Raw genomic sequence first — 18,604 nt, 5'->3', positions numbered from 1 at the left:
CCCCAGCTCCCCCAGCTCCCCCAGCTCCCCCAGCTCCCCCAGCTCCCCCAGCTCCCCCAGCTCCCCCAGCTCCCCCAGCTCCCCCAGCTCCCCCAGCTCCCCCAGCTCCCCCAGCTCCCCCAGCTCCCCCAGCTCCCCCAGCTTCCCCTCTGCCATCTGCCTTCAAGAGATGATATCACCAGGCTGTCCCCGGATACCCCCATCACTGCACCTACGTTCCTACCAGCAACAAGCGATAACCAACTGGTTTAGCAATCAGGGACGCGGTACGCTGAAGATGGCAACAGGGAGTGGCAAGACAATTACCGCCCTCGCGATCGCAACCCAACTCTATCACCAAATCGGCTTACAAGTCTTACTGGTTGTTTGCCCCTATCGTCATCTAGTTACCCAATGGGCGCGAGAATGTCAGACGTTTAACTTAGAACCGATTCTGGCATTTGAAAATGTACGCCATTGGCAAAATCAACTCTCTACTGCCCTTTATAACTTACAATCGGGTAATCAATCTTTTCTGACAATTATCACCACCAACGCCACATTGATCACAGAGGGGTTACAATCTCAACTCAAATACCTTCCCCCCAAAACCTTGATTGTTGGTGATGAAGCCCATAACCTAGGGTCTCGACGCTTAGAAGAGAGTTTACCACGCAACATTGGCTTACGTCTTGCCCTATCCGCCACACCAGAACGCTATTTTGATGAAGAAGGAACCCACGGCTTATTCAACTATTTTGGCTCAGTTTTGCAACCTGAACTAACTTTAGCGGATGCGATTCACCAAGGCGCATTAGTTCACTATCTCTACTATCCAATATTAGTGGAATTAACCGAAACTGAATCTATCGCTTATGCCAAATTTACTAAACGCATTGGCTGGGCACTAATGGATAATGAAGGTGTCGATATCCAGAATAATGATACTGTAACTGCCTTATTAATGCAACGCGCTCGTTTAATTGGGTCAGCGGCTAACAAGTTAACCGCATTGCAACAGTTAATGGCAGAACGATTAGAGACTTATCACACATTGTTTTATTGTGGAGATGGTTCAGTTGAAGGCAGTGTAAGTCAGGAAACCACTCGTCAACTAGCCGCCGTAACCCGGTTATTAGGAAGTGAACTTGGATATCGGATTAACACCTATACAGCAGACACGCCTTTAGCCGAACGAGAGGAATTACGTCGTCAATTTGAAACCGGGAAATTACAAGGATTGGTGGCGATTCGCTGTCTTGATGAAGGGGTAGATATTCCAGCGATTCAAACCGCTGTTATTCTGGCTAGTAGTGGAAATCCCCGCCAGTTTATTCAACGGCGGGGGCGGATTTTGCGCCCACATCCTGATAAAGAACGGGCAACTTTATTTGATATGATTGTTCTCCCTCCAGATTTAGGACGTGAAACGTTAGAGGTGGAACGGAATTTGCTCAAAAAAGAGTTGAAACGGTTTTTAGAGTTTGCTGATTTAGCCGATAATGCAGGGGAAGCCCGACTAAAATTGCTGCAACTTCAGAAACGGTATGGATTGCTGGACATTTGACCCTAAGCTAGGTGGACATAATTAACGTGAACGGTGAAGATTGTCATTTGTCATTTGTCATTTGTCATTTGTAAGGATTTGAGGTTTATTTACTGAACTTAATATAGATAGCTTTATTGACACCGACATACTTAGGATTAGGTTTGATGATCGAGTGGAAAGGCGATAGACCGAACCCAACTATCGGATTAGAATAGGAAAATGGTAGCGTTAAAGAATAGCAAGCATTAGCACCACTCCAAATCATGTTACCTCAACCTAAAAAGCGCTGGACGCCTGAACACTGGGCAACCTGGAAACCTTTCGGTATCGGCGAACAATACCCGAATAATTACTGGGAAGTATTTCGCGCCATCTGGGAAAATCGGGATCAACTTCCCTACGCCTGGGATATCCTCAACCAAGGCGTCTGCGATGGTTGTGCGTTAGGCACTACGGGGATGAAAGACTGGACATTAGAGGGGATTCATGTTTGTAATGTCCGGTTGCGACTACTGCGGATGAATACAATGCCCGCTTTTGACCCCGAAATCCTGGCAGATGTATCCCAGTTGCAGGGCAAAAAAAGTGCTGAACTGCGACAGATGGGGCGACTTCCTTATCCAATGATGCGTCAACGGGGAGAGAAAGGATTTCATCGGCTGAGTTGGGAAGAAGCCCTGGATGTTATCGCCAATCGCATTCGCACCACGACACCCGATCAACTCAGCTTTTATCTCACCAGTCGCGGTACCGTTAATGAAACCTATTATGCTGCCCAAAAAGCGGTGCGGGCAATGGGAACCAATAATATTGATAATGCAGCGAGAATTTGTCATTCTCCGAGTACGGCGGGATTGAAAAATGCATTAGGAGTAGCCGCGACAACTTGTTCCTATAAAGACTGGATTGGGACAGATTTATTAGTCTTCATTGGGTCTAATGTGGCAAATAACCAACCCGTCACGGTGAAGTATCTCCACTGGGCAAAAAAGGCGGGAACAAAAATAGTCGTAATTAATACCTACCAGGAACCTGGGATGGAACGCTATTGGGTGCCGTCGATTCCCGAAAGTGCTTTATTTGGCACGAAATTTGCCGAAGACTTTTTTCTGGTGAATATGGGCGGGGATATGGCGTTTATTAATGGTACACTGAAACATTTAATCGCCAATGATTGGGTTGATCACTCGTTTATCAACACCTATACGCGCAACTTTGAGGACTTAAAAGCCAGCCTAAACTGCCAATCCTGGGAGGAACTCGAACCGCTATCTGGCGCATCTCGTGATCAGATGTATGAATTTGCCCAGATGATTGCCGAGGCGAACAAGGCTGTCTTTGTCTGGAGTATGGGGATTACCCAGCATGAATGTGGCGAAGATAACGTGCGATCGCTAATTAATCTAGCACTAACCAAAGGCTTTGTCGGCAGAGAAGGCTGTGGCTTGATGCCGATTCGCGGACATTCTGGAGTACAAGGGGGGGCGGAAATGGGATGCTACGCCACGGTACTCCCTGGAGGTAAGCCGATTACCTCAGAAAATGCAGCACAGTTAAGTGAAAAATGGGGATTTGAGATGCCAACCTCCCCAGGATTAACCGCATCAGAAATGATTCAAGCGGCTTATGCGGGAGAGTTGGATGTCCTGTTTTCGGTGGGGGGAAATTTCCTAGAAGTGCTACCCGAACCCGATTATGTGGAAACGGCATTAAAGCGCGTTCCTCTGCGGGTGCATCAGGATATTATTTGTTCTAGCCAAATGTTAGTTGATCCGGCGGATACGGTAATTCTACTCCCCGCCACCACTCGGTATGAAGTGCCAGGAGGCGTAACCGAAACCACGACAGAACGACGAGTCATTTTCAGTCCCGAAGTTCAGGGAAATCGCATTGGCGAAGCGCGTCCAGAATGGGAAGTATTCATGGAATTGGCACGGAGAGTTCGTCCCGATTTAGCCGCAGAAAATGACGGAAACGCGCCGTTAAACTTCGACGGAACCGCCGCGATTCGCCAAGAAATTGCCCAAATCATTCCCCAATATGCGGGGATTCAACATCTCAAAGAAGCGGGAGATCAGTTTCAATATGGGGGTTCTCATCTTTGTTTTGGTTGGACTTTTCCCACACCCGATGGGAAGGCGCGGTTTACTCCGTTATCGCCACCACAACGAGATTTACCAGAGGGATGTTTCTTCGTCGCCACCCGACGCGGGAAGCAGTTTAATAGTATGGTGCAGGAAAAGAAAGATGCGATTACGGGTGCAGTGCGTGAGGCGGTGTTAATGAGTGCGGTGGATGCTTGCGTTGGGGTTAAAAGATGGGGATGCTGTGATTCTCAAAAATGAAGTTGGCGAGTTGAAGGCACGAGTGTGTACGGCACCGGTGAAACCCGGGAACCTGCAAGTGCATTGGCCCGAAGGGAATATACTTTTAGATAAGAATAAGCGATCGCCTGAAGTAGCGATTCCTGATTATAATGCCCTGGTACGGTTAGAAAAAGTCCAATGAACGCAGACGATTAGCGCAACCATGAAAATGGCGATGGGGAGTAAGACAAAAACCAGGGTTTGGGTGGTGGAGAAGGAGAATGTGCGATCGCGCCAAGATCAGGTGGCGACGGAAGAACCCTTAGAGATTCGCCTTGTCTCTCCCCCGCAAACGGTAGCCGTTACCATGCGAACACCAGGGGCAGATTTTGAACTGGCGGCGGGGTTTTTGTACTCTGAAGGAGTGGTGCGCGATCGCGATGATATTCAGCAGATCAGTTATTGTGTTGATCCGGATGTCGATGGGGAACAGCGTTACAACATTGTTAATGTAAAACTTCGACCGGGATTATCGGTTAATTTACAACCCTTAGAACGCCACTTTTTTACCACCAGCGCCTGTGGTGTTTGTGGGAAAGCCAGTCTAGAAGCCCTACATTTACGGGGATGTCCAATTATCTCAGCCGGATTAACCGTTAGTCCAGATATTATTTATAGTTTACCCGAACAATTACACACCGCCCAGCGGATTTTCTCAAGTACCGGAGGATTACACGCCGCCGCCTTATTCGACACCCAAGGAAAATTACTCTCAGTACGAGAAGATGTGGGACGCCACAACGCCTTGGATAAATTAATTGGCGCTGCTTTTTTGAGTAATCAATTACCTTTAACCAACCACATTGTTCTGGTGAGTGGACGTTCTAGCTTTGAGATAGTACAGAAATGTCTAACCGCAGGTGTCCCGATTGTTTGTGCGGTATCTGCACCCAGCAGTTTAGCGGTTGCCTTAGCCAAAGAGTTTGGCATCACCTTAGTCGGATTTTTGCGCGGAAAACGATTTAATATTTATACAGGAAAGGAACGGATACATTTTGAGGAGAAGTAAATCGGTTAGCCCCAAAAATATACAACCGATTTTTGGGTAGGCTTGAGAATAAAACTATTTTATGCCAACTCTTTACAACATATTTCAAGTTCATGAAATACAGTATATCTAAACAATATGCCCGACGTCTTGGAGAAGTCGGTGATCTGGAGTACCTCACTCAATCCAGTCAGCTTTAGCTGACTTAAGCTTTTAGCCCGGAGTTTGAACTCCGGGCATCGGGCTTACTTACTTACGCTTAAGCGGCTGGTTCAAGCTGAACTTTAACCACTTTTTACTGGAGTTGTTTAATTGCCGCATTAGCGTGTAATCTGACACTCAATTGAGGATCATTCTGGAGTTGGAATAAAGCACTCATAGCGTCAGCGACTCCTAATTGTCCCCAACTGTAGGCTAACGCCTGTTTAATGGCGGTTGTTTCAACACTGGGATGTCCCGACTCAAAGAAATCCAGCAAAATTTTAGCGGCTTGGTATTTCAAATTCGGGGTTTCAATCCGCCCGAAAACGCGCACGATTTCTAATATAGAGTCTTCGGCTATGGTGGATAAGGCTTGGTGTAAATACTCTAATGTTGTCGCCGTTTCGATCCGCGCCAATACCTGAATGACGGTGATTTGTAGGGGAACAGGAGTTAGAGGCGATCGCAAAACTGGAAATAACGCCTCGGCTGCTTCATCTGTACCGATTCTACCGATCGCGATCGCGGCTTGCTGACAGACATCTAAGTTCAGATCATACAGCAGGGGTTGCAGATAGGGTAATGTCTCGAAATCTGTCTGTGAGGAGGCGCTTAAGCCTAAACCGATCACCGCTTCTTTACGCACAGACGCGGCATAATCCTTTAACGCGACCAAGAAAACGGGTACAATGCGATCATCATGGAAACGACTCAGGGCAGCAATGGCGGTAACACGCACCTGTACATCTGGATCATGAACGACGCTTAATAAGGGATTAATCACCTCTGCACAATGCATTTGAGCTAAAGCGCGAGTGGCGAAAAGACGAGATTCCGGTTTCACCAACAAATCAGTTAACGCCTCAACCGCAGCATGTCCGATAGTGGCTAACGCACTAGCTGCGATCGCACTTAACTCTTCATCTTCACTGTGATCCAGTAATTTCACCAATGTCCGAATCACGTCAGGCGTATTAAATCCTCCCAAAATCCGCCCCGCAAACCACCGTTGCTCTAAATCCGCCTCCTCATCTTCCAGAATCTCGATCAACGGTACCACAATTCTATCGCCCCATTGTGGCAAAACCTTGGCAATATCCCAACGCGCCTGAAAATCTCCCTGTTCCAAAACCGTTAACGCCATCGCCAATCCGAGAGGCAATTCCTTGGTTTCTGGATTGGCATGATTTCGGCTGCACTCATCCAACGGTAATTGCTGCAAACATTGAGTGACTGACAACCAATCCCCTTGTTCTGTGGCAACTGTGGCTTGTTTAAGAAGTTTGTCCATTGTTTGATCACTTGCATCGTCACCCAGACTGAATGGTGTGCCACTTCAGCCTCACTCTTCCTATCGTTTCATAGAATTGATAGATTTATAAACATTTAATTCACAAATTGCATTTATATGATGCAGTTTGTTCAAATTCAACTTAAAAGCGTATCCAAATATACAATTTACCACTTGAACCTTGCTTACCTTACTGAAATTAAGAGGGGCAATTTTAGTAGAACCGAAAACCGTAAAAATCCATCAAAATAGCGCTATGACTACAACAAAAGACGTATCAAAAAAAATAAACAAAGTGGAAAAAGCCAAAGCCGAGAAAGATGGGCTAGACATTAAACATGAACTGGAAAGCTTAATCGAACTTGGCTGGGAAAACGTTGATAAAACCGACTTAGAACTCCGCCTCAAGTGGTTGGGTGTCTTTTTCCGTCCAGTGACTCCCGGCAAATTCATGTTGCGCTTACGCACACCCAATGGTTATCTGGACAGTGAGAAAATGCGGGTTCTCGCCAGTATTGTGCAGCGTTATGGTGATGATGGTAGCGCCGATATTACTACTCGCCAAAATATTCAACTGCGAGGCGTCCGTTTAGAAGATATTCCGGAAATTTTCCGTCAACTGCAATCCATTAATATGACCAGTGTGCAGACGGGAATGGATAATGTGCGGAATTTAACCGGATCACCTGTCGCTGGAATTGATGCAGACGAAATCATTGACACCCGTGACATGGTGCAAAAATTGCAGGACATGATTACCAATAACGGGGAAGGTAATTATGCATTTACGAATCTTCCGCGTAAATTCAATATTGCCATCGAAGGAGGACGAGATAACTCCATTCACGCGGAAATTAATGATATTGCTTTTGTCCCTGCCTATCGGGATGGAGAATTAGGCTTCAATGTTTTAGTCGGCGGTTATTTATCAGCCCAGCGTTGTGTGGAAGCGATTCCCTTAAATGCATGGGTTCCAGCAAATGAAGCAGATGTGATTAACTTGAGTGGTGCGATTCTCACCGTTTATACTCAGAACGGATTAAAAGAGGGATTAAGAAAAAGCCGCCAAAAAGCCCGGATGATGTGGTTAATTGATAAATGGGGCGTAGAAAAATTCCGGGCGGAAGTTGAAAAAACATTCGGCAAAGAACTCCTGCCGGCTGCGCCTGAGGATGAGATTACCCAAGAGAAAAAAGATTACATTGGGGTTTATCCGCAAAAGCAACCAGGGTACAGTTATGTTGGCTTACTGGTTCCCGTCGGGCGCTTGTCAGCCGACACCATGTTTGAGTTAGCCCGATTAGCTGATGTTTATGGGAATGGTGAAATTCGCTTAACCGTTGAACAAAATTTAATTATTCCCTACATTGCCAATGAAAAAATCGAAGCATTTCTGAGTGAACCGTTACTCCAGCAGTTTCCGATTCATCCCTCTACGCTTACCCGTTCATTGGTATCTTGTACCGGGAATCGCTATTGCAATTTTGCCATCATAGAAACCAAACAACGGGCATTAAAACTGGCGCAAGAACTGGATCAAGAATTAGATATTCCCGAGCGAGTGCGGATACATTGGACTGGATGTCCCAACTCCTGTGGACAACCTCAAGTTGCCGATATTGGGTTAATGGGTACGAAAGTTCGTAAAGATGGCAAGCCTGTCGAAGGGGTGAATCTTTATACCGGAGGAAAAGTCGGCAAAGATGCTCAACTTGGAGACGTATTGGAAAAAGGAATTGCCTGCGATGACCTAAAACCGATTCTGCGGAATCTATTAATTGAAAACTTTGATGCTAAAGTTAAGGATGGAGTTGTTATAGAACCGGAACCGGAAACTCAGGAGAATGTTCCGGAGGATACTCAACCTTCATCTGAGACAGAAACTAACGACAATCAAGCTCAAACAAAGCTATTTTTCGCGGAATCTTGGAAACAGGTTGACGCTAATTCTCAGGACTTTATCCTGGATATGGCTGAAAACCAAGGTATTGAAATCGACAGTAGTTGTCGTGCTGGCACTTGCGGGACTTGTGTTAAAAAGTTATTAAAAGGTCAAGTGAAGTATGACGAAGAGTATAGTGCCTTGGAAAATTTAGAGGAGGGCATGGTTTTGACCTGTTGTGCTGTGCCTGAAGGACAAGTGGTGATTGATGCCTAAGGCGTTTGTCTTATGTCATTGGTTTGTCCAATAATTCGGACATTGGATCGGGGCGGGTTTAGTGAAATTCGGGTGAAGTCAAAAAAGATAGTAGTGAAACCCGCCCCTACATTCGGATAACCCTGTTTCACCATTCATCCTTGTTTCGCTCTGTCTCCGATTGACTAAATAAGTCAACCAAATTATTTTATTTTTTCGCCCAAAAATTGATAAGGATTGGTATAATGATTTGAGTCTCCTGAATACAACTTAAAATACATAACACCTGAGCCTAACCAGAAGACTAAAAAGATTAACGTCATCAGGGAACCCCAGGAAAAAAACTTGGGTTTCCGGCGGGTGGTTAATAATTTGTGGGGTAATGGTGAAAGTTCTAATGGTGTACGACTTGGGGGCGTATTTAGGGCAACTTCGGTGCCTTGGACAGTAATTAATTTCAGCTTATGTAACTCTGTAAGCGCGGCGTAAACTTCGCTCAAGCTAACTGAATGTTCTAGGAATTCGGCTGTCCAAGCCTGAAAGTCATGCCAGTTAAAATTTACTTTATGATTGGTTCTAGTATGAAACCGAATCCAGTGATAGAGTAAACTCTCGCAGGGGGAAAGCTTAGTCTTGATCATTACCAAAACTCCAAATTTTCTATACGTTTGAGCATTGTATGGAGGTGATATTGGCTGAACAACTTAGCTAGAGGAGGCGATCCTTTCGCTGGAAGTGGCTACAGCACTAACAGATATTCTCCATGTTCCGGAATCCAAGTCAGCCATTCATGATCCGAGACTTGGGAAAGTATCAACGCCTCATAGTGGGCAAATGGATTGGGGAGTTCCTCTAGTCTCAGCCACATTCCCGGTTGCAGATAGCGAAAAATTGCACTAGCCGAGAGGTTGGCTGGAGGGGGTTGCGGTTGTGGATTTTGCATATCTGTGCCGTCTGATTCTCGATTCTCTTCTTGTATCAGAATATACTAAAATTAAAATCTGTATCAAATAATACATAAAAATTAATTGTAGATTTGTTAACTAATCCTCACAGCGTTCACTCAATGGCGAAGTCGTTGCATCTTTGTTCAGGAATCACGAACGGTTCTCTGTCAATCTGCTATCGTCCTAAACCGTTATCGTCATAGTCCCATCGTCCTATTTTTCATCCCCCATTATGAGTATTATTTTCAGAGAACTGTTAAAGAAAGTGGGTAGCGGTAGCCATACTCACAAAGATTTAACTCGTGAAGAAGCCGCCAACGCCACAGAAATGATCTTGAATGAAGACGCGACTCCGGCTCAAATTGGGGCGTTTTTAATTGCCCATCGCATTAAGCGCCCCACGAGTGAAGAACTAGCGGGAATGTTGGATGCGTATGATCAATTAGGTTGCACAGTACCCCGGTTATCTGGTGATCCGATAGTCACGGTAATGGGGACACCTTACGACGGGCGATCGCGAACCGCCCCAGTTACTCTATTAACGGCGCTGATGCTGGCGGCTTCAGGGGTTCCGGTAATTCAACATGGCGGCGACTGTATGGCAACAAAATATGGCATTCCCTTGGTAGAAATTTGGCAAGGATTGGGCATCGATTTTACCCGATTGAGTCTTACCCAAGTTCATCAGGGTTTAGAAATAACTCGCTTTGGGTTTATCTACACCCCTAATCATTTTCCGGCGACTCAACGTTTGGTGAATTATCGGGATCAGATTGGCAAGCGTCCCCCCTTTGCCACGATTGAATTAATTTGGCTTCCTTATGCGGGGAATGTGCATCTCGTGGCTGGGTTTGTCCATCCCCCAACGGAAGAATTTATGCAGGGAACATTAGGATTACGAGGCGTCAAGAATTACACCTTAATCAAGGGATTAGAGGGAAGTTGTGATTTACCCCGTGAACGGACAGCGATTATTTCGACACATAAACCTGGAGATGGCGAACCCTATCAACGCCTGAAACTTCACTCTAGGGATTATGGCTTTGAAGGCAAGGAAGTTCCTCTAGAGTCAAAGGAACAATTATTGGCACAAATTAAGGATGTTTTAGCCGGAAAAGCTTCAGAATTCCAAAAATCAGTGATTTGGAATGGTGGGTTTTATCTCTGGCGTTGTGGGGTTTGCCCGACGTTAGAAGATGGATTAAGCAAGGCGGAGTCTTTGTTAATCACAGGCGCACTTCAGCGGCAGTTGGCTGAGATTGAGTCTACTGTAAGTAGGTGGACACAATTAAAGTGAACGGTGGAGATTGTCATTCGTCATTCGTCATTCGTCATTCGTCCTTTTTAAATAACTGGGCGGTTGAAACCGCAGCTACACAAACGAAACCCGCCTGCGCGGGTTTCAAAACCCCTAGTTTTTCTTCATTTCGTCAAGCGAACTTTGTTGGTTTAGCCGCGATTTCCTTTTCAACAGGACTTAAGATAAAAGGGTATTCCACAGAACATAATATTACCCATTAACCTCGCCAATCTGCTAACTGAGTCACGAGAAAATAGCGAACATGATCGGTAAACGTAGAACCGAAATCGTTTGTCCCGTGACCCATACCCGGAACAACATAACAATCACTATTCGGAAATCGCTTGGCACAAGCCTTGGCATCGGCGACATTAACCATGCGATCGCGCTTCCCCACCAAAAAGCGAATCCGACGATGAGAGTCTACCCGATCCGCATACGTCATCGGGTTACAAGCCTGACCAAACTGATCAGGATGTTTGAGAGAATTAGCCACTCGCAAGAGGGGAACGAAACTCTGGAGATCCGGTTGAGCTTTCCCCAGCAACGCTTCTGCTAACCTCCCTAGCGGCGATGCAGCCAGTTCTGGCAAAATAAAGCCCCCCCAGCTTTTGGCAAAGGTTTGCAGGTTAGCGTGACCGATCGCACCCAGTAATCGTTCTCCCATTCCGTCTGTAGTAAAGGCGAACGCACTAAACAAAACCCCCATACTGACACCAAATAGCGCCAACCGAGGATCAGTCAGATGATAGCGATCGCGACAAAAGTTCCGCACTAAGCCAATATCCCGCGCTGTAACACTAAACATCCGCAGCATCAGTTGAGTATCAAAGGAAATACCGCGATCCAGAAGCGGTTTAATTTCAACGTGCGCCACCCCGGAAAACGTCCGCATGAAACTGCGTTCACCTGCTAGGGGTGTGTCAAATAATGCCACAGCAATCCCCATCTGGGTCAGCGTTGGCACAATAAAGGCATTCCAGCCATAAGGCGCACACATCCCTTGAATGCCAATCACCAACGGTGTCTGATCGGCAGGTCGATTCTGTGGCAAAAAGACAGCAACAGGGAAACTACTCAGCCGTTCGTCGATATCGCTAATTCCGGTAAAGTGAAACGGTTCATGGAACCAATAACGCTGACCTGTAACTCCCTCAAAGGCGATCGGATCACAACCGTAGACAGGCATAGGCGATTGGAGATTTTAGGGTTCATGGGTCTATGCTCCCTCAGCGATCACGTATCTTACCCTTCACCATCAAGTTTGACAACCTGTCTTTTGACTTAAACTGTAGCCCCAACCAAAATAACAGGCATTGTTTACATACGTTGTGTTAACGAGGGGTTGATTCAGTGAAAAGAGATCACCGTCGATTCAGTTGGGTCATAATGGGAATTATCTGGATGTGTCCGATAAGCGTGAATGCACAAACCTTGCCAAGGATAAACCAAAAACTATTCTTACCAATTCCCGATACAATCTCACAAACGTGGGAAATTCAATCGGAAACCAAACCAGCTAATGTAGATTTCTCTAGGGAAATTGATCCGATTATAGATCTTATAGATCGACAACAGGCACATTATGATCGATGGGACAAACGTTCATTGACTCCCCAACATGAGCGAGAGGCTCAGGTTAACCCGCTTAGTGGTCTAGACTTGCCGGAAAAAACTTCAGCGGATCTGAGCCATCCCATTTCCTTCGATGAGATATCAACCGGACAATCCACTCCTGAAGTTCTAACTCCGTTGCCAATCTTTAATTTAGACGATCAAAACGTCCAATTTGCCGATAGCAATAATCAAATAGAACCCTTTCAATGGACTTCAGGACGACCCGATGGACATGCTCCTATTGGCGTAATGGGTGATCATACCCATAGTGCTGGAGAATGGATGTTCTCCTACCGCTATCGGTTTATGGACATGGACGGTAATCGGGAGGGTACAGATAACCTCAGCGATGCCGAGGTTTTGCAACAGTTTCCCGTGACTCCGGTACGCATGACCATGCAAATGCACGCACTGGGGGTGATGTATGCACCAACCAATGACCTGACGTTGATGGCGATGGTACCTTATGTTTTCAAAGAAATGGATCATGTCACTCGTCGCGGCGTGCGCTTTACTACCAATTCAGAAGGCTTCGGTGATATCAAACTCACAGCACTTTACAAAGTCCTAGATCAAAGCCAACAGCGCTTGCACTTGAATATCGGCATGAGTTTCCCCACAGGTTCAATTGAGGAGCGAGACAATACCCCAGCAGGTGATGACCAGATTTTACCCTATCCCATGCAGATCGGTTCTGGCACTTTTGACTTACTACCCGGTATTACTTACTTAGGTCAGAGTAACAATTGGTCTTGGGGCAGCCAAGCGATCGCGACGCTGCGCTTGGGTGAAAATAGTAATGATTATCGACTCGGTAATCAACTGATGCTCACGGGTTGGACGGCTTATAAGTGGACAGATTGGCTGAGTACCTCAATTCGTCTCAATGGTCAGACGTGGGGAAATATTGATGGATCTGACTCTCGTCTGAATCCGATGATGATTCCTACGGCTGATCCAGATAGACGCGGTGGCACCCAGTTAAATTTAGGCTTTGGTGTTAATCTCTATGCTCCTAGTGGTAATCTCCAGGGAAGTCGGTTGGCGATTGAGTTTGAATTACCTCTTTATCGTTCTCTGGATGGCCCGCAGCTTGAAACGGATTGGCGGTTGACGGCTGGTTTGCAAGCCGTTTTTTAGGGCTAACTCCCTCAAAGGCGATCAGATCACAACCGTAAACAGTCATGGGATGCGTATCCTTAACATTCCGTAATTTTTCTTAAACTAAGAGATAGCATCCTATTTTCCGCTAACGACTATGCTGCTGCAATCCAACCAACGGACGAAACTAGACGATACCGACGATACCCTGTTTTACTCCTTCCCTCGCTTTGTCACCCATGTTGATGCTGGGTTTCTGGATCAACTTACTCAACTCTATAGAGAACGCCTGAAACCCCATACTCGCATCTTGGATATGATGAGTAGTCATGTGTCCCACTTGCCCGATGACATGGAATTCGCCCATATTGAGGGACATGGGATGAATGAACAGGAACTAGCACGCAATCCCCGCTTAAATCATTATTTTGTCCAGGATCTGAATAAAAATCCTCAGTTACCGTTGCCCGATCAAGAGTTTGATGCGGTTCTTAACTGTGTCTCGATTCAGTACCTCCAATACCCTGATGCCGTGTTTCAGGAGATTCACCGCATCCTCAAACCCGGTGGTATCGCCATTATCAGCTTTTCCAACCGCATGTTCTTCCAAAAAGCGATCGCGGCATGGCGAGACGGAACTGAAGCCAGTCGTGTGCAACTTGTCAAGGGTTATTTTCAGTCGATACCCGGATTTGGTACTCCCGAAGTGATTGCCCGTTCTTCTCCAGTTCCCAGTTTGTTCCAGATGCTAGGGGTTGGTGGGGGTGATCCTTTCTATGCTGTCATCGCCCAGCGTCAAGACAACCAACAAGGAGTTTAACCAGGAGTTATCACCAATGATGCAACGTTTACGAGATTGGGGATTTACGCGGGAATGGCGGCAGGGTAAACGTGGCGAATACCTGGTGTTGCTACAGGCTATCCTAATTATTGGTTTCCTGTTGCTACCCGTTTACCGTCCCAGTAGTTGGGTGATTAACACTCCGCTTCTGTTTTATCTGCGCTGGGGTTTCCTCATCGGATTAGAGGTAACGGCATTAGTCTTTATTCTCAAAGGACTACAGGATTTAGGAGAGAATCTCACCCCTCTACCCTATCCCAAAGATGACGGACAACTGGTGCGATCGGGTGTTTACAGTCTGGTGCGCCATCCCCTCTACAGTAGTTTAGTGTTTGCTGGCTTAGGTTGGGCAATCTTTCAGCTAAGTCTTTCCCACCTCATAGCGACGGTGATCCTCTTGATTTTCTTGGATATCAAAGCTAGACGGGAAGAAACTTGGTTAACTCAGAAGTATCCGGAATACATCGACTATCAACAGCGAGTCAAAAAACTGATTCCTGGTTTATACTGAAAGGCTGTGTCACCGTGGTCAGAGCCAACTTCCCATCCGGGCTAACGTTATTTGCAAGAGCGAGAGGAAAACACTTGACAGATGGGGGTTCCAGCTTATCAAGCTTGTTGGCTTTCATAATGAATACCTCAGCCAGTCATAAAATTGACCTATATGATGCAACAAAACTTGATGTTCAAGATACAATAGCCTGTGGTGTGAGTAAGTAAAAATAACTATTTAACGAATGCTAAATCGTTCATCTAGTGTAGTCTGTCCACCAAACCCGAATCGGGAAGCTGCAACCGAGAGCGATCGCGGGATGGTAACCAGCACGAGTGACCAACGCCTGATAAAATTAATGAAGTCGATTTACCAGGCTGATCAGCAAGTCAAGTATCTACATTTGCAAGCAGAAGTAGATTCACTATTGCAGCAGCTCCAAATCCTCCAAAAACAACGGTTGGCTGCGGCGCAATCCGACGCCAATAATTAAGGGGAACAGTAGTGTTTGGTTTGATTCATGCTGTTTTTGCACCCCAGAACTCATTCTTGGGGTGCTAAGTTTTGTCAACTCTGACGGATAAGCACAAGGAGATACCCTTCTATCTGCCAGTAATAGACGGCTGGGCAGGATTTTTTTTGCCTGACTATTCGCAATTCATCAACATCTCATGTATTAAATTCTTTCATGACTATATCGACAATCAAAGAACAAAATTCCCCTTACTCCTTGACAAGGGTTACAACGACCTTACGGTTAAGAGACATTTTGCGAACGTTACCGCGTGAAGTGTTTGTGAAAAACCGTCGCAAAGCCTGGACAGTGGTTCTGGTGAGTATTGTAATGGTGAGTATAGGCTATGGGGGTTTAGCGATCGCGCCCTGGTTTTGTTTACCACTATTATGGATTTTCACGGGTACAGCATTGACTGGCTTTTTTGTGATCGGTCATGATTGTGGTCATCGTTCCTTTGCCAATCGCCGTTGGGTGAATGATTTGGTTGGACACCTGGCATTTTTACCTTTACTTTATCCCTTTCATAGCTGGCGCATTCTCCATAACCACCATCACGCCCACACGAATAAGCTTGGCGAAGATAATGCATGGCAACCTTTTACTATAGAGTATTATGCCAGCCACCCTATTTTAGTTAAGTTGTTTTACCAACTAACACGAAGTCGATTGTGGTGGATTGGTTCGATGTTCCACTGGGCTTTACTGCATTTTAACTGGGGGAATTTCCAGGGGAAACAGCGTTCTCAAGTCAAGTTTTCCGCGTTGTTGGTTATTGGTTTTGCTGCTGTTGCATTTCCTTTACTCTTTGCCACAGTAGGTGTGTGGGGAGTGATCAAATTCTGGCTACTTCCCTGGGTTGTTTACCATTTCTGGATGAGTACGTTTACCATTGTTCACCACACAGCACCCGATATTCCCTTTATCCCAGAACCGGAGTGGAATGAGGCAGAGGCTCAACTATTTGGTTCGGTTCACTGTGATTATCCCCGTTGGATAGAGTTTCTCTGCCACGATATTAATGTTCACATTCCCCATCACATTTCCAGTGCGATTCCGTCCTATAATTTGCGGTTAGCGCATCGGATTCTCAAGGAAAATTGGGGGGATGAATTGCGTGAATGCCGTTTTTCTTGGTCGTTGATGAAACAGATTACCGACCAATGTCACCTCTATAGTCAACAGGAGTGCTATCAGTCGTTTAAGGATTATCGAAAAGCCTTGGCTGGAGACAATTAATACTGAGTAAACTCTGAGATCCCCGACTTCTTGAAGAAGTCGGGGATCTGGTATTAAGTTCAATGGCACACTCAACAAGCATTTTAGGATCGCCGAAACCCTTGATCGTAGTAGTGGCGTGACCGGGTTAAAATAGGACTTTGTTTGTAGTAAGCACTAAAGTGCTTTAACGCCTAGCTGGAGAGGGCTAAAGCCCTCACTACGAACCAAATCTATTTCACCATTTTAGGTGGGTCACGCCAGTAGTAGGCTGGCAAGCTTAAAGTTGTGGGTAAAATTTTTCTGGATCGCTACTCTCATAAGGTTTTGATAAAATACTTGACCACTGTTTTAAGCTTGCCAAGCTAGTAGGGTGGGCATTGCCCACCATCCTTAAGGAACGTGCCATTCGTATTAAGTTACAATATCAGCGATCGCGAGCCACAAGTAAGGTTGTCATGAGTCAACTGCAAGCCAAACTACCAACCGATACCTGGGTCAATGCGACTTGGGACGAATACCTTCAGGCAATCAGTGATCCAGCCTATGAAAAAGCGAAAGGCTACTACTATAACGAACGCATGAGGCTAGAGATGTCTCCACTTGGTAACCCCCATTCTCGTGATCACCTTATCGTTATTCACGCCGTCTGCCTCTTTGCAGGACTCAATCAGATTGACTTTGATGGTCATGATAACTGCACGTATCGTAAGACAGGTTGTGAGGAAGCCCAACCGGATGTCTCATTTTATGTCGGTGACAACGCGGAAGTAGTCCCTTGGGAAGCGACGATTATCAATCTCGATACCTACCCACCCCCTGATTTAGTTATTGAAGTTGCCTATTCTTCTTTAGCCGATGACAAAGGAGAGAAACGTCTCCTCTACGAATCCTTGGGAGTTCGCGAGTATTGGATTATTGATGTCAAAAATGTTCAGGTTATCGCCTTTGAGATTCAAAATGGCGGGAGTCGGCGAATTTACCAGTCTCAGGTGTTTCCTGGTTTAGAGATTGCTCTATTGGAAGAAGCCTTTCGGCGTAGTCGGCAAATGAATCATGGTAAAGTGAGCGCTTGGTTGTTGTCGCAGTTTCAAGCTTGAGTAAGCCCATGTTACCCGCCGCCAAGAACTCAAGTTCTTGGCTTATAGCTCAAGTCGGTTAAAACCGACTAATTTTTTTATCCAGTAAACCTTTTAGATTTTATATTTCTGTGTAAAGTCAATCAAGACGTTGAAATAAGTTCAGCAATAATCTGTTGAGACATAAATTGCTTGAAATCTAAAATTTCAATTAACACTAACTTTTCATTATTTGAGTAGTGAATAATTACTTGTCCTTCATCTTCTGCATAAGCAATATCATCATCGGACAGCTCAATCAGAAGGGCATCGACATCTTTACTGTATTTAGCTTTTTTCATAACGACTTCTCCTACCTGGATATAGTGTGATAACTACAATGAATGATTCGTATTCTCGGTAGACAATATTCAAGAAGTAAAGAAAATTGTACTTGGTAGTTCTATTATGTGGAAGTGAATGTGCGATCGCGCAGATGTAGATTGGGTTGACTCGCCGAAACCCAACAGAGCAAGTTACCCCAATTGCCACCCTGCAACCGCCACTAAATTTAAAAGCCGTCTAGGAAAAATTTCAGATAGCAAAAGCTGGGTATCAATCAAAGTCATGAAGTTTTGGGAAATGTTACTCTAGGGTTACATAGCAATCGTTGAGGGACATAGCCGTGAGCCACGTTGTCAAGCTAGAACTGAGTGATGAAGTATATGCAGCCTTGAAGCGACAAGCTGACAGCGTGGGTGTTTCTCTATCGGAGTGGATCGCGATCGCTCTGGAATTACAAAGTGGTTTACCCAGTCACCAGAACACTGACGTTGAGAACAAAGCCACACCTCAAGAGTTCTCCAACTCCAGCCATTCTGGAACGGCTGATGTATGCTATCTGACAGGATCTGATAATAGGGGCGTTGATGCTGATTTGGTTGGTTTATAGCCGAGATATCGCCAAAGAATACCCTAAGCTGAGTGCGATCGCTTAAGCTGTA

At 45.7% G+C, this 18,604-nt stretch carries 16 protein-coding genes and 1 pseudogene; 12 read left to right on the top strand and 5 right to left on the bottom strand.

Annotated features, from left to right (window positions below; translation table 11 throughout):
* Positions 1-169 precede the first annotated feature (169 nt).
* The 3 genes and pseudogenes from RIG66_RS20965 (at position 170) to fdhD (ending at position 4,903) form a co-directional block, all read left to right on the top strand.
* On the top strand, positions 170-1,546 hold the full coding sequence (locus RIG66_RS20965) for a DNA phosphorothioation system restriction enzyme (protein ID WP_446380668.1): 1,377 nt from the start codon (positions 170-172) through the stop codon (positions 1,544-1,546).
* Between the two features lie 245 nt (positions 1,547-1,791).
* Positions 1,792-4,036 (top strand): annotated as a pseudogene (locus RIG66_RS20960) (FdhF/YdeP family oxidoreductase).
* Positions 4,037-4,057: 21 nt separating this feature from the next.
* Positions 4,058-4,903 (top strand): formate dehydrogenase accessory sulfurtransferase FdhD, encoded by an 846-nt coding sequence (gene fdhD, locus RIG66_RS20955; protein WP_446380667.1) that lies wholly within the window; start codon positions 4,058-4,060, stop codon positions 4,901-4,903.
* Between the two features lie 274 nt (positions 4,904-5,177).
* Here the strand turns inward: fdhD and RIG66_RS20950 are convergent, their stop codons facing one another.
* Positions 5,178-6,374, bottom strand: coding sequence for a HEAT repeat domain-containing protein (locus RIG66_RS20950; RefSeq protein ID WP_446380666.1), 1,197 nt, complete (start codon positions 6,372-6,374; stop codon positions 5,178-5,180).
* A 256-nt stretch (positions 6,375-6,630) separates the two neighbouring features.
* Here RIG66_RS20950 and RIG66_RS20945 point away from each other — a divergent pair, with 256 nt between their 5' ends.
* Complete coding sequence (locus tag RIG66_RS20945; RefSeq protein ID WP_446380665.1) at positions 6,631-8,532, top strand: ferredoxin--nitrite reductase; 1,902 nt, start codon at positions 6,631-6,633, stop codon at positions 8,530-8,532.
* A gap of 182 nt (positions 8,533-8,714) precedes the next feature.
* On the opposite strand, the gene RIG66_RS20940 is transcribed toward RIG66_RS20945, so the two are convergent.
* Together RIG66_RS20940 and RIG66_RS20935 are read right to left on the bottom strand one after the other, a co-directional pair.
* Positions 8,715-9,152: a hypothetical protein gene (locus RIG66_RS20940; protein ID WP_446380664.1), complete on the bottom strand. Its 438-nt coding sequence runs from the start codon at positions 9,150-9,152 to the stop codon at positions 8,715-8,717.
* Positions 9,153-9,250: 98 nt separating this feature from the next.
* Complete coding sequence (locus RIG66_RS20935; protein WP_006105971.1) at positions 9,251-9,454, bottom strand: hypothetical protein; 204 nt, start codon at positions 9,452-9,454, stop codon at positions 9,251-9,253.
* Between the two features lie 236 nt (positions 9,455-9,690).
* Here RIG66_RS20935 and RIG66_RS20930 point away from each other — a divergent pair, with 236 nt between their 5' ends.
* Positions 9,691-10,755 (top strand): anthranilate phosphoribosyltransferase family protein, encoded by a 1,065-nt coding sequence (locus RIG66_RS20930; RefSeq protein ID WP_446380663.1) that lies wholly within the window; start codon positions 9,691-9,693, stop codon positions 10,753-10,755.
* A gap of 220 nt (positions 10,756-10,975) precedes the next feature.
* Here RIG66_RS20930 and RIG66_RS20925 read toward each other — a convergent pair whose 3' ends face one another.
* The gene (locus RIG66_RS20925; protein WP_446380662.1) at positions 10,976-11,947 is read right to left on the bottom strand and encodes an alpha/beta fold hydrolase; all 972 of its coding nucleotides are present in this window, start codon (positions 11,945-11,947) and stop codon (positions 10,976-10,978) included.
* A 215-nt stretch (positions 11,948-12,162) separates the two neighbouring features.
* Between RIG66_RS20925 and RIG66_RS20920 the strand changes: the two genes are divergently transcribed.
* From RIG66_RS20920 to RIG66_RS20895, 6 genes are all read left to right on the top strand, one after another.
* The gene (locus RIG66_RS20920; protein ID WP_446380661.1) at positions 12,163-13,515 is read left to right on the top strand and encodes a transporter; all 1,353 of its coding nucleotides are present in this window, start codon (positions 12,163-12,165) and stop codon (positions 13,513-13,515) included.
* A 118-nt stretch (positions 13,516-13,633) separates the two neighbouring features.
* A complete protein-coding gene (locus RIG66_RS20915) occupies positions 13,634-14,296 on the top strand; it encodes a class I SAM-dependent methyltransferase (protein WP_446380660.1) in 663 nt (220 codons plus the stop codon).
* 19 nt (positions 14,297-14,315) lie between these two features.
* Entirely contained in the window at positions 14,316-14,828 is a 513-nt protein-coding gene (locus RIG66_RS20910) for a methyltransferase family protein (RefSeq protein ID WP_446380673.1), read from the top strand.
* Between the two features lie 226 nt (positions 14,829-15,054).
* Positions 15,055-15,303 carry a hypothetical protein gene (locus tag RIG66_RS20905; protein WP_446380674.1) on the top strand — a complete coding sequence of 83 codons (249 nt, stop codon included), beginning with the start codon at positions 15,055-15,057 and terminating at the stop codon, positions 15,301-15,303.
* A 195-nt stretch (positions 15,304-15,498) separates the two neighbouring features.
* Positions 15,499-16,563 carry a fatty acid desaturase gene (locus RIG66_RS20900; protein ID WP_446380659.1) on the top strand — a complete coding sequence of 355 codons (1,065 nt, stop codon included), beginning with the start codon at positions 15,499-15,501 and terminating at the stop codon, positions 16,561-16,563.
* Between the two features lie 437 nt (positions 16,564-17,000).
* Complete coding sequence (locus tag RIG66_RS20895) at positions 17,001-17,642, top strand: Uma2 family endonuclease (RefSeq protein WP_446380672.1); 642 nt, start codon at positions 17,001-17,003, stop codon at positions 17,640-17,642.
* Positions 17,643-17,764: 122 nt separating this feature from the next.
* Here RIG66_RS20895 and RIG66_RS20890 read toward each other — a convergent pair whose 3' ends face one another.
* The gene (locus RIG66_RS20890) at positions 17,765-17,962 is read right to left on the bottom strand and encodes a DUF2283 domain-containing protein (protein ID WP_446380658.1); all 198 of its coding nucleotides are present in this window, start codon (positions 17,960-17,962) and stop codon (positions 17,765-17,767) included.
* A 323-nt stretch (positions 17,963-18,285) separates the two neighbouring features.
* Here RIG66_RS20890 and RIG66_RS20885 point away from each other — a divergent pair, with 323 nt between their 5' ends.
* The gene (locus tag RIG66_RS20885; protein WP_446380657.1) at positions 18,286-18,552 is read left to right on the top strand and encodes a hypothetical protein; all 267 of its coding nucleotides are present in this window, start codon (positions 18,286-18,288) and stop codon (positions 18,550-18,552) included.
* Positions 18,553-18,604: the final 52 nt, after the last annotated feature.

Origin of the sequence: Coleofasciculus sp. E2-BRE-01 (assembly GCF_040221695.1) — a bacterium.
Classification (GTDB): Bacteria; Cyanobacteriota; Cyanobacteriia; order Cyanobacteriales; family Coleofasciculaceae; genus Coleofasciculus.
The sequence above is the reverse complement of the archived record's forward strand: the minus strand, read 5'-3'. Positions and strand labels throughout refer to the sequence as shown.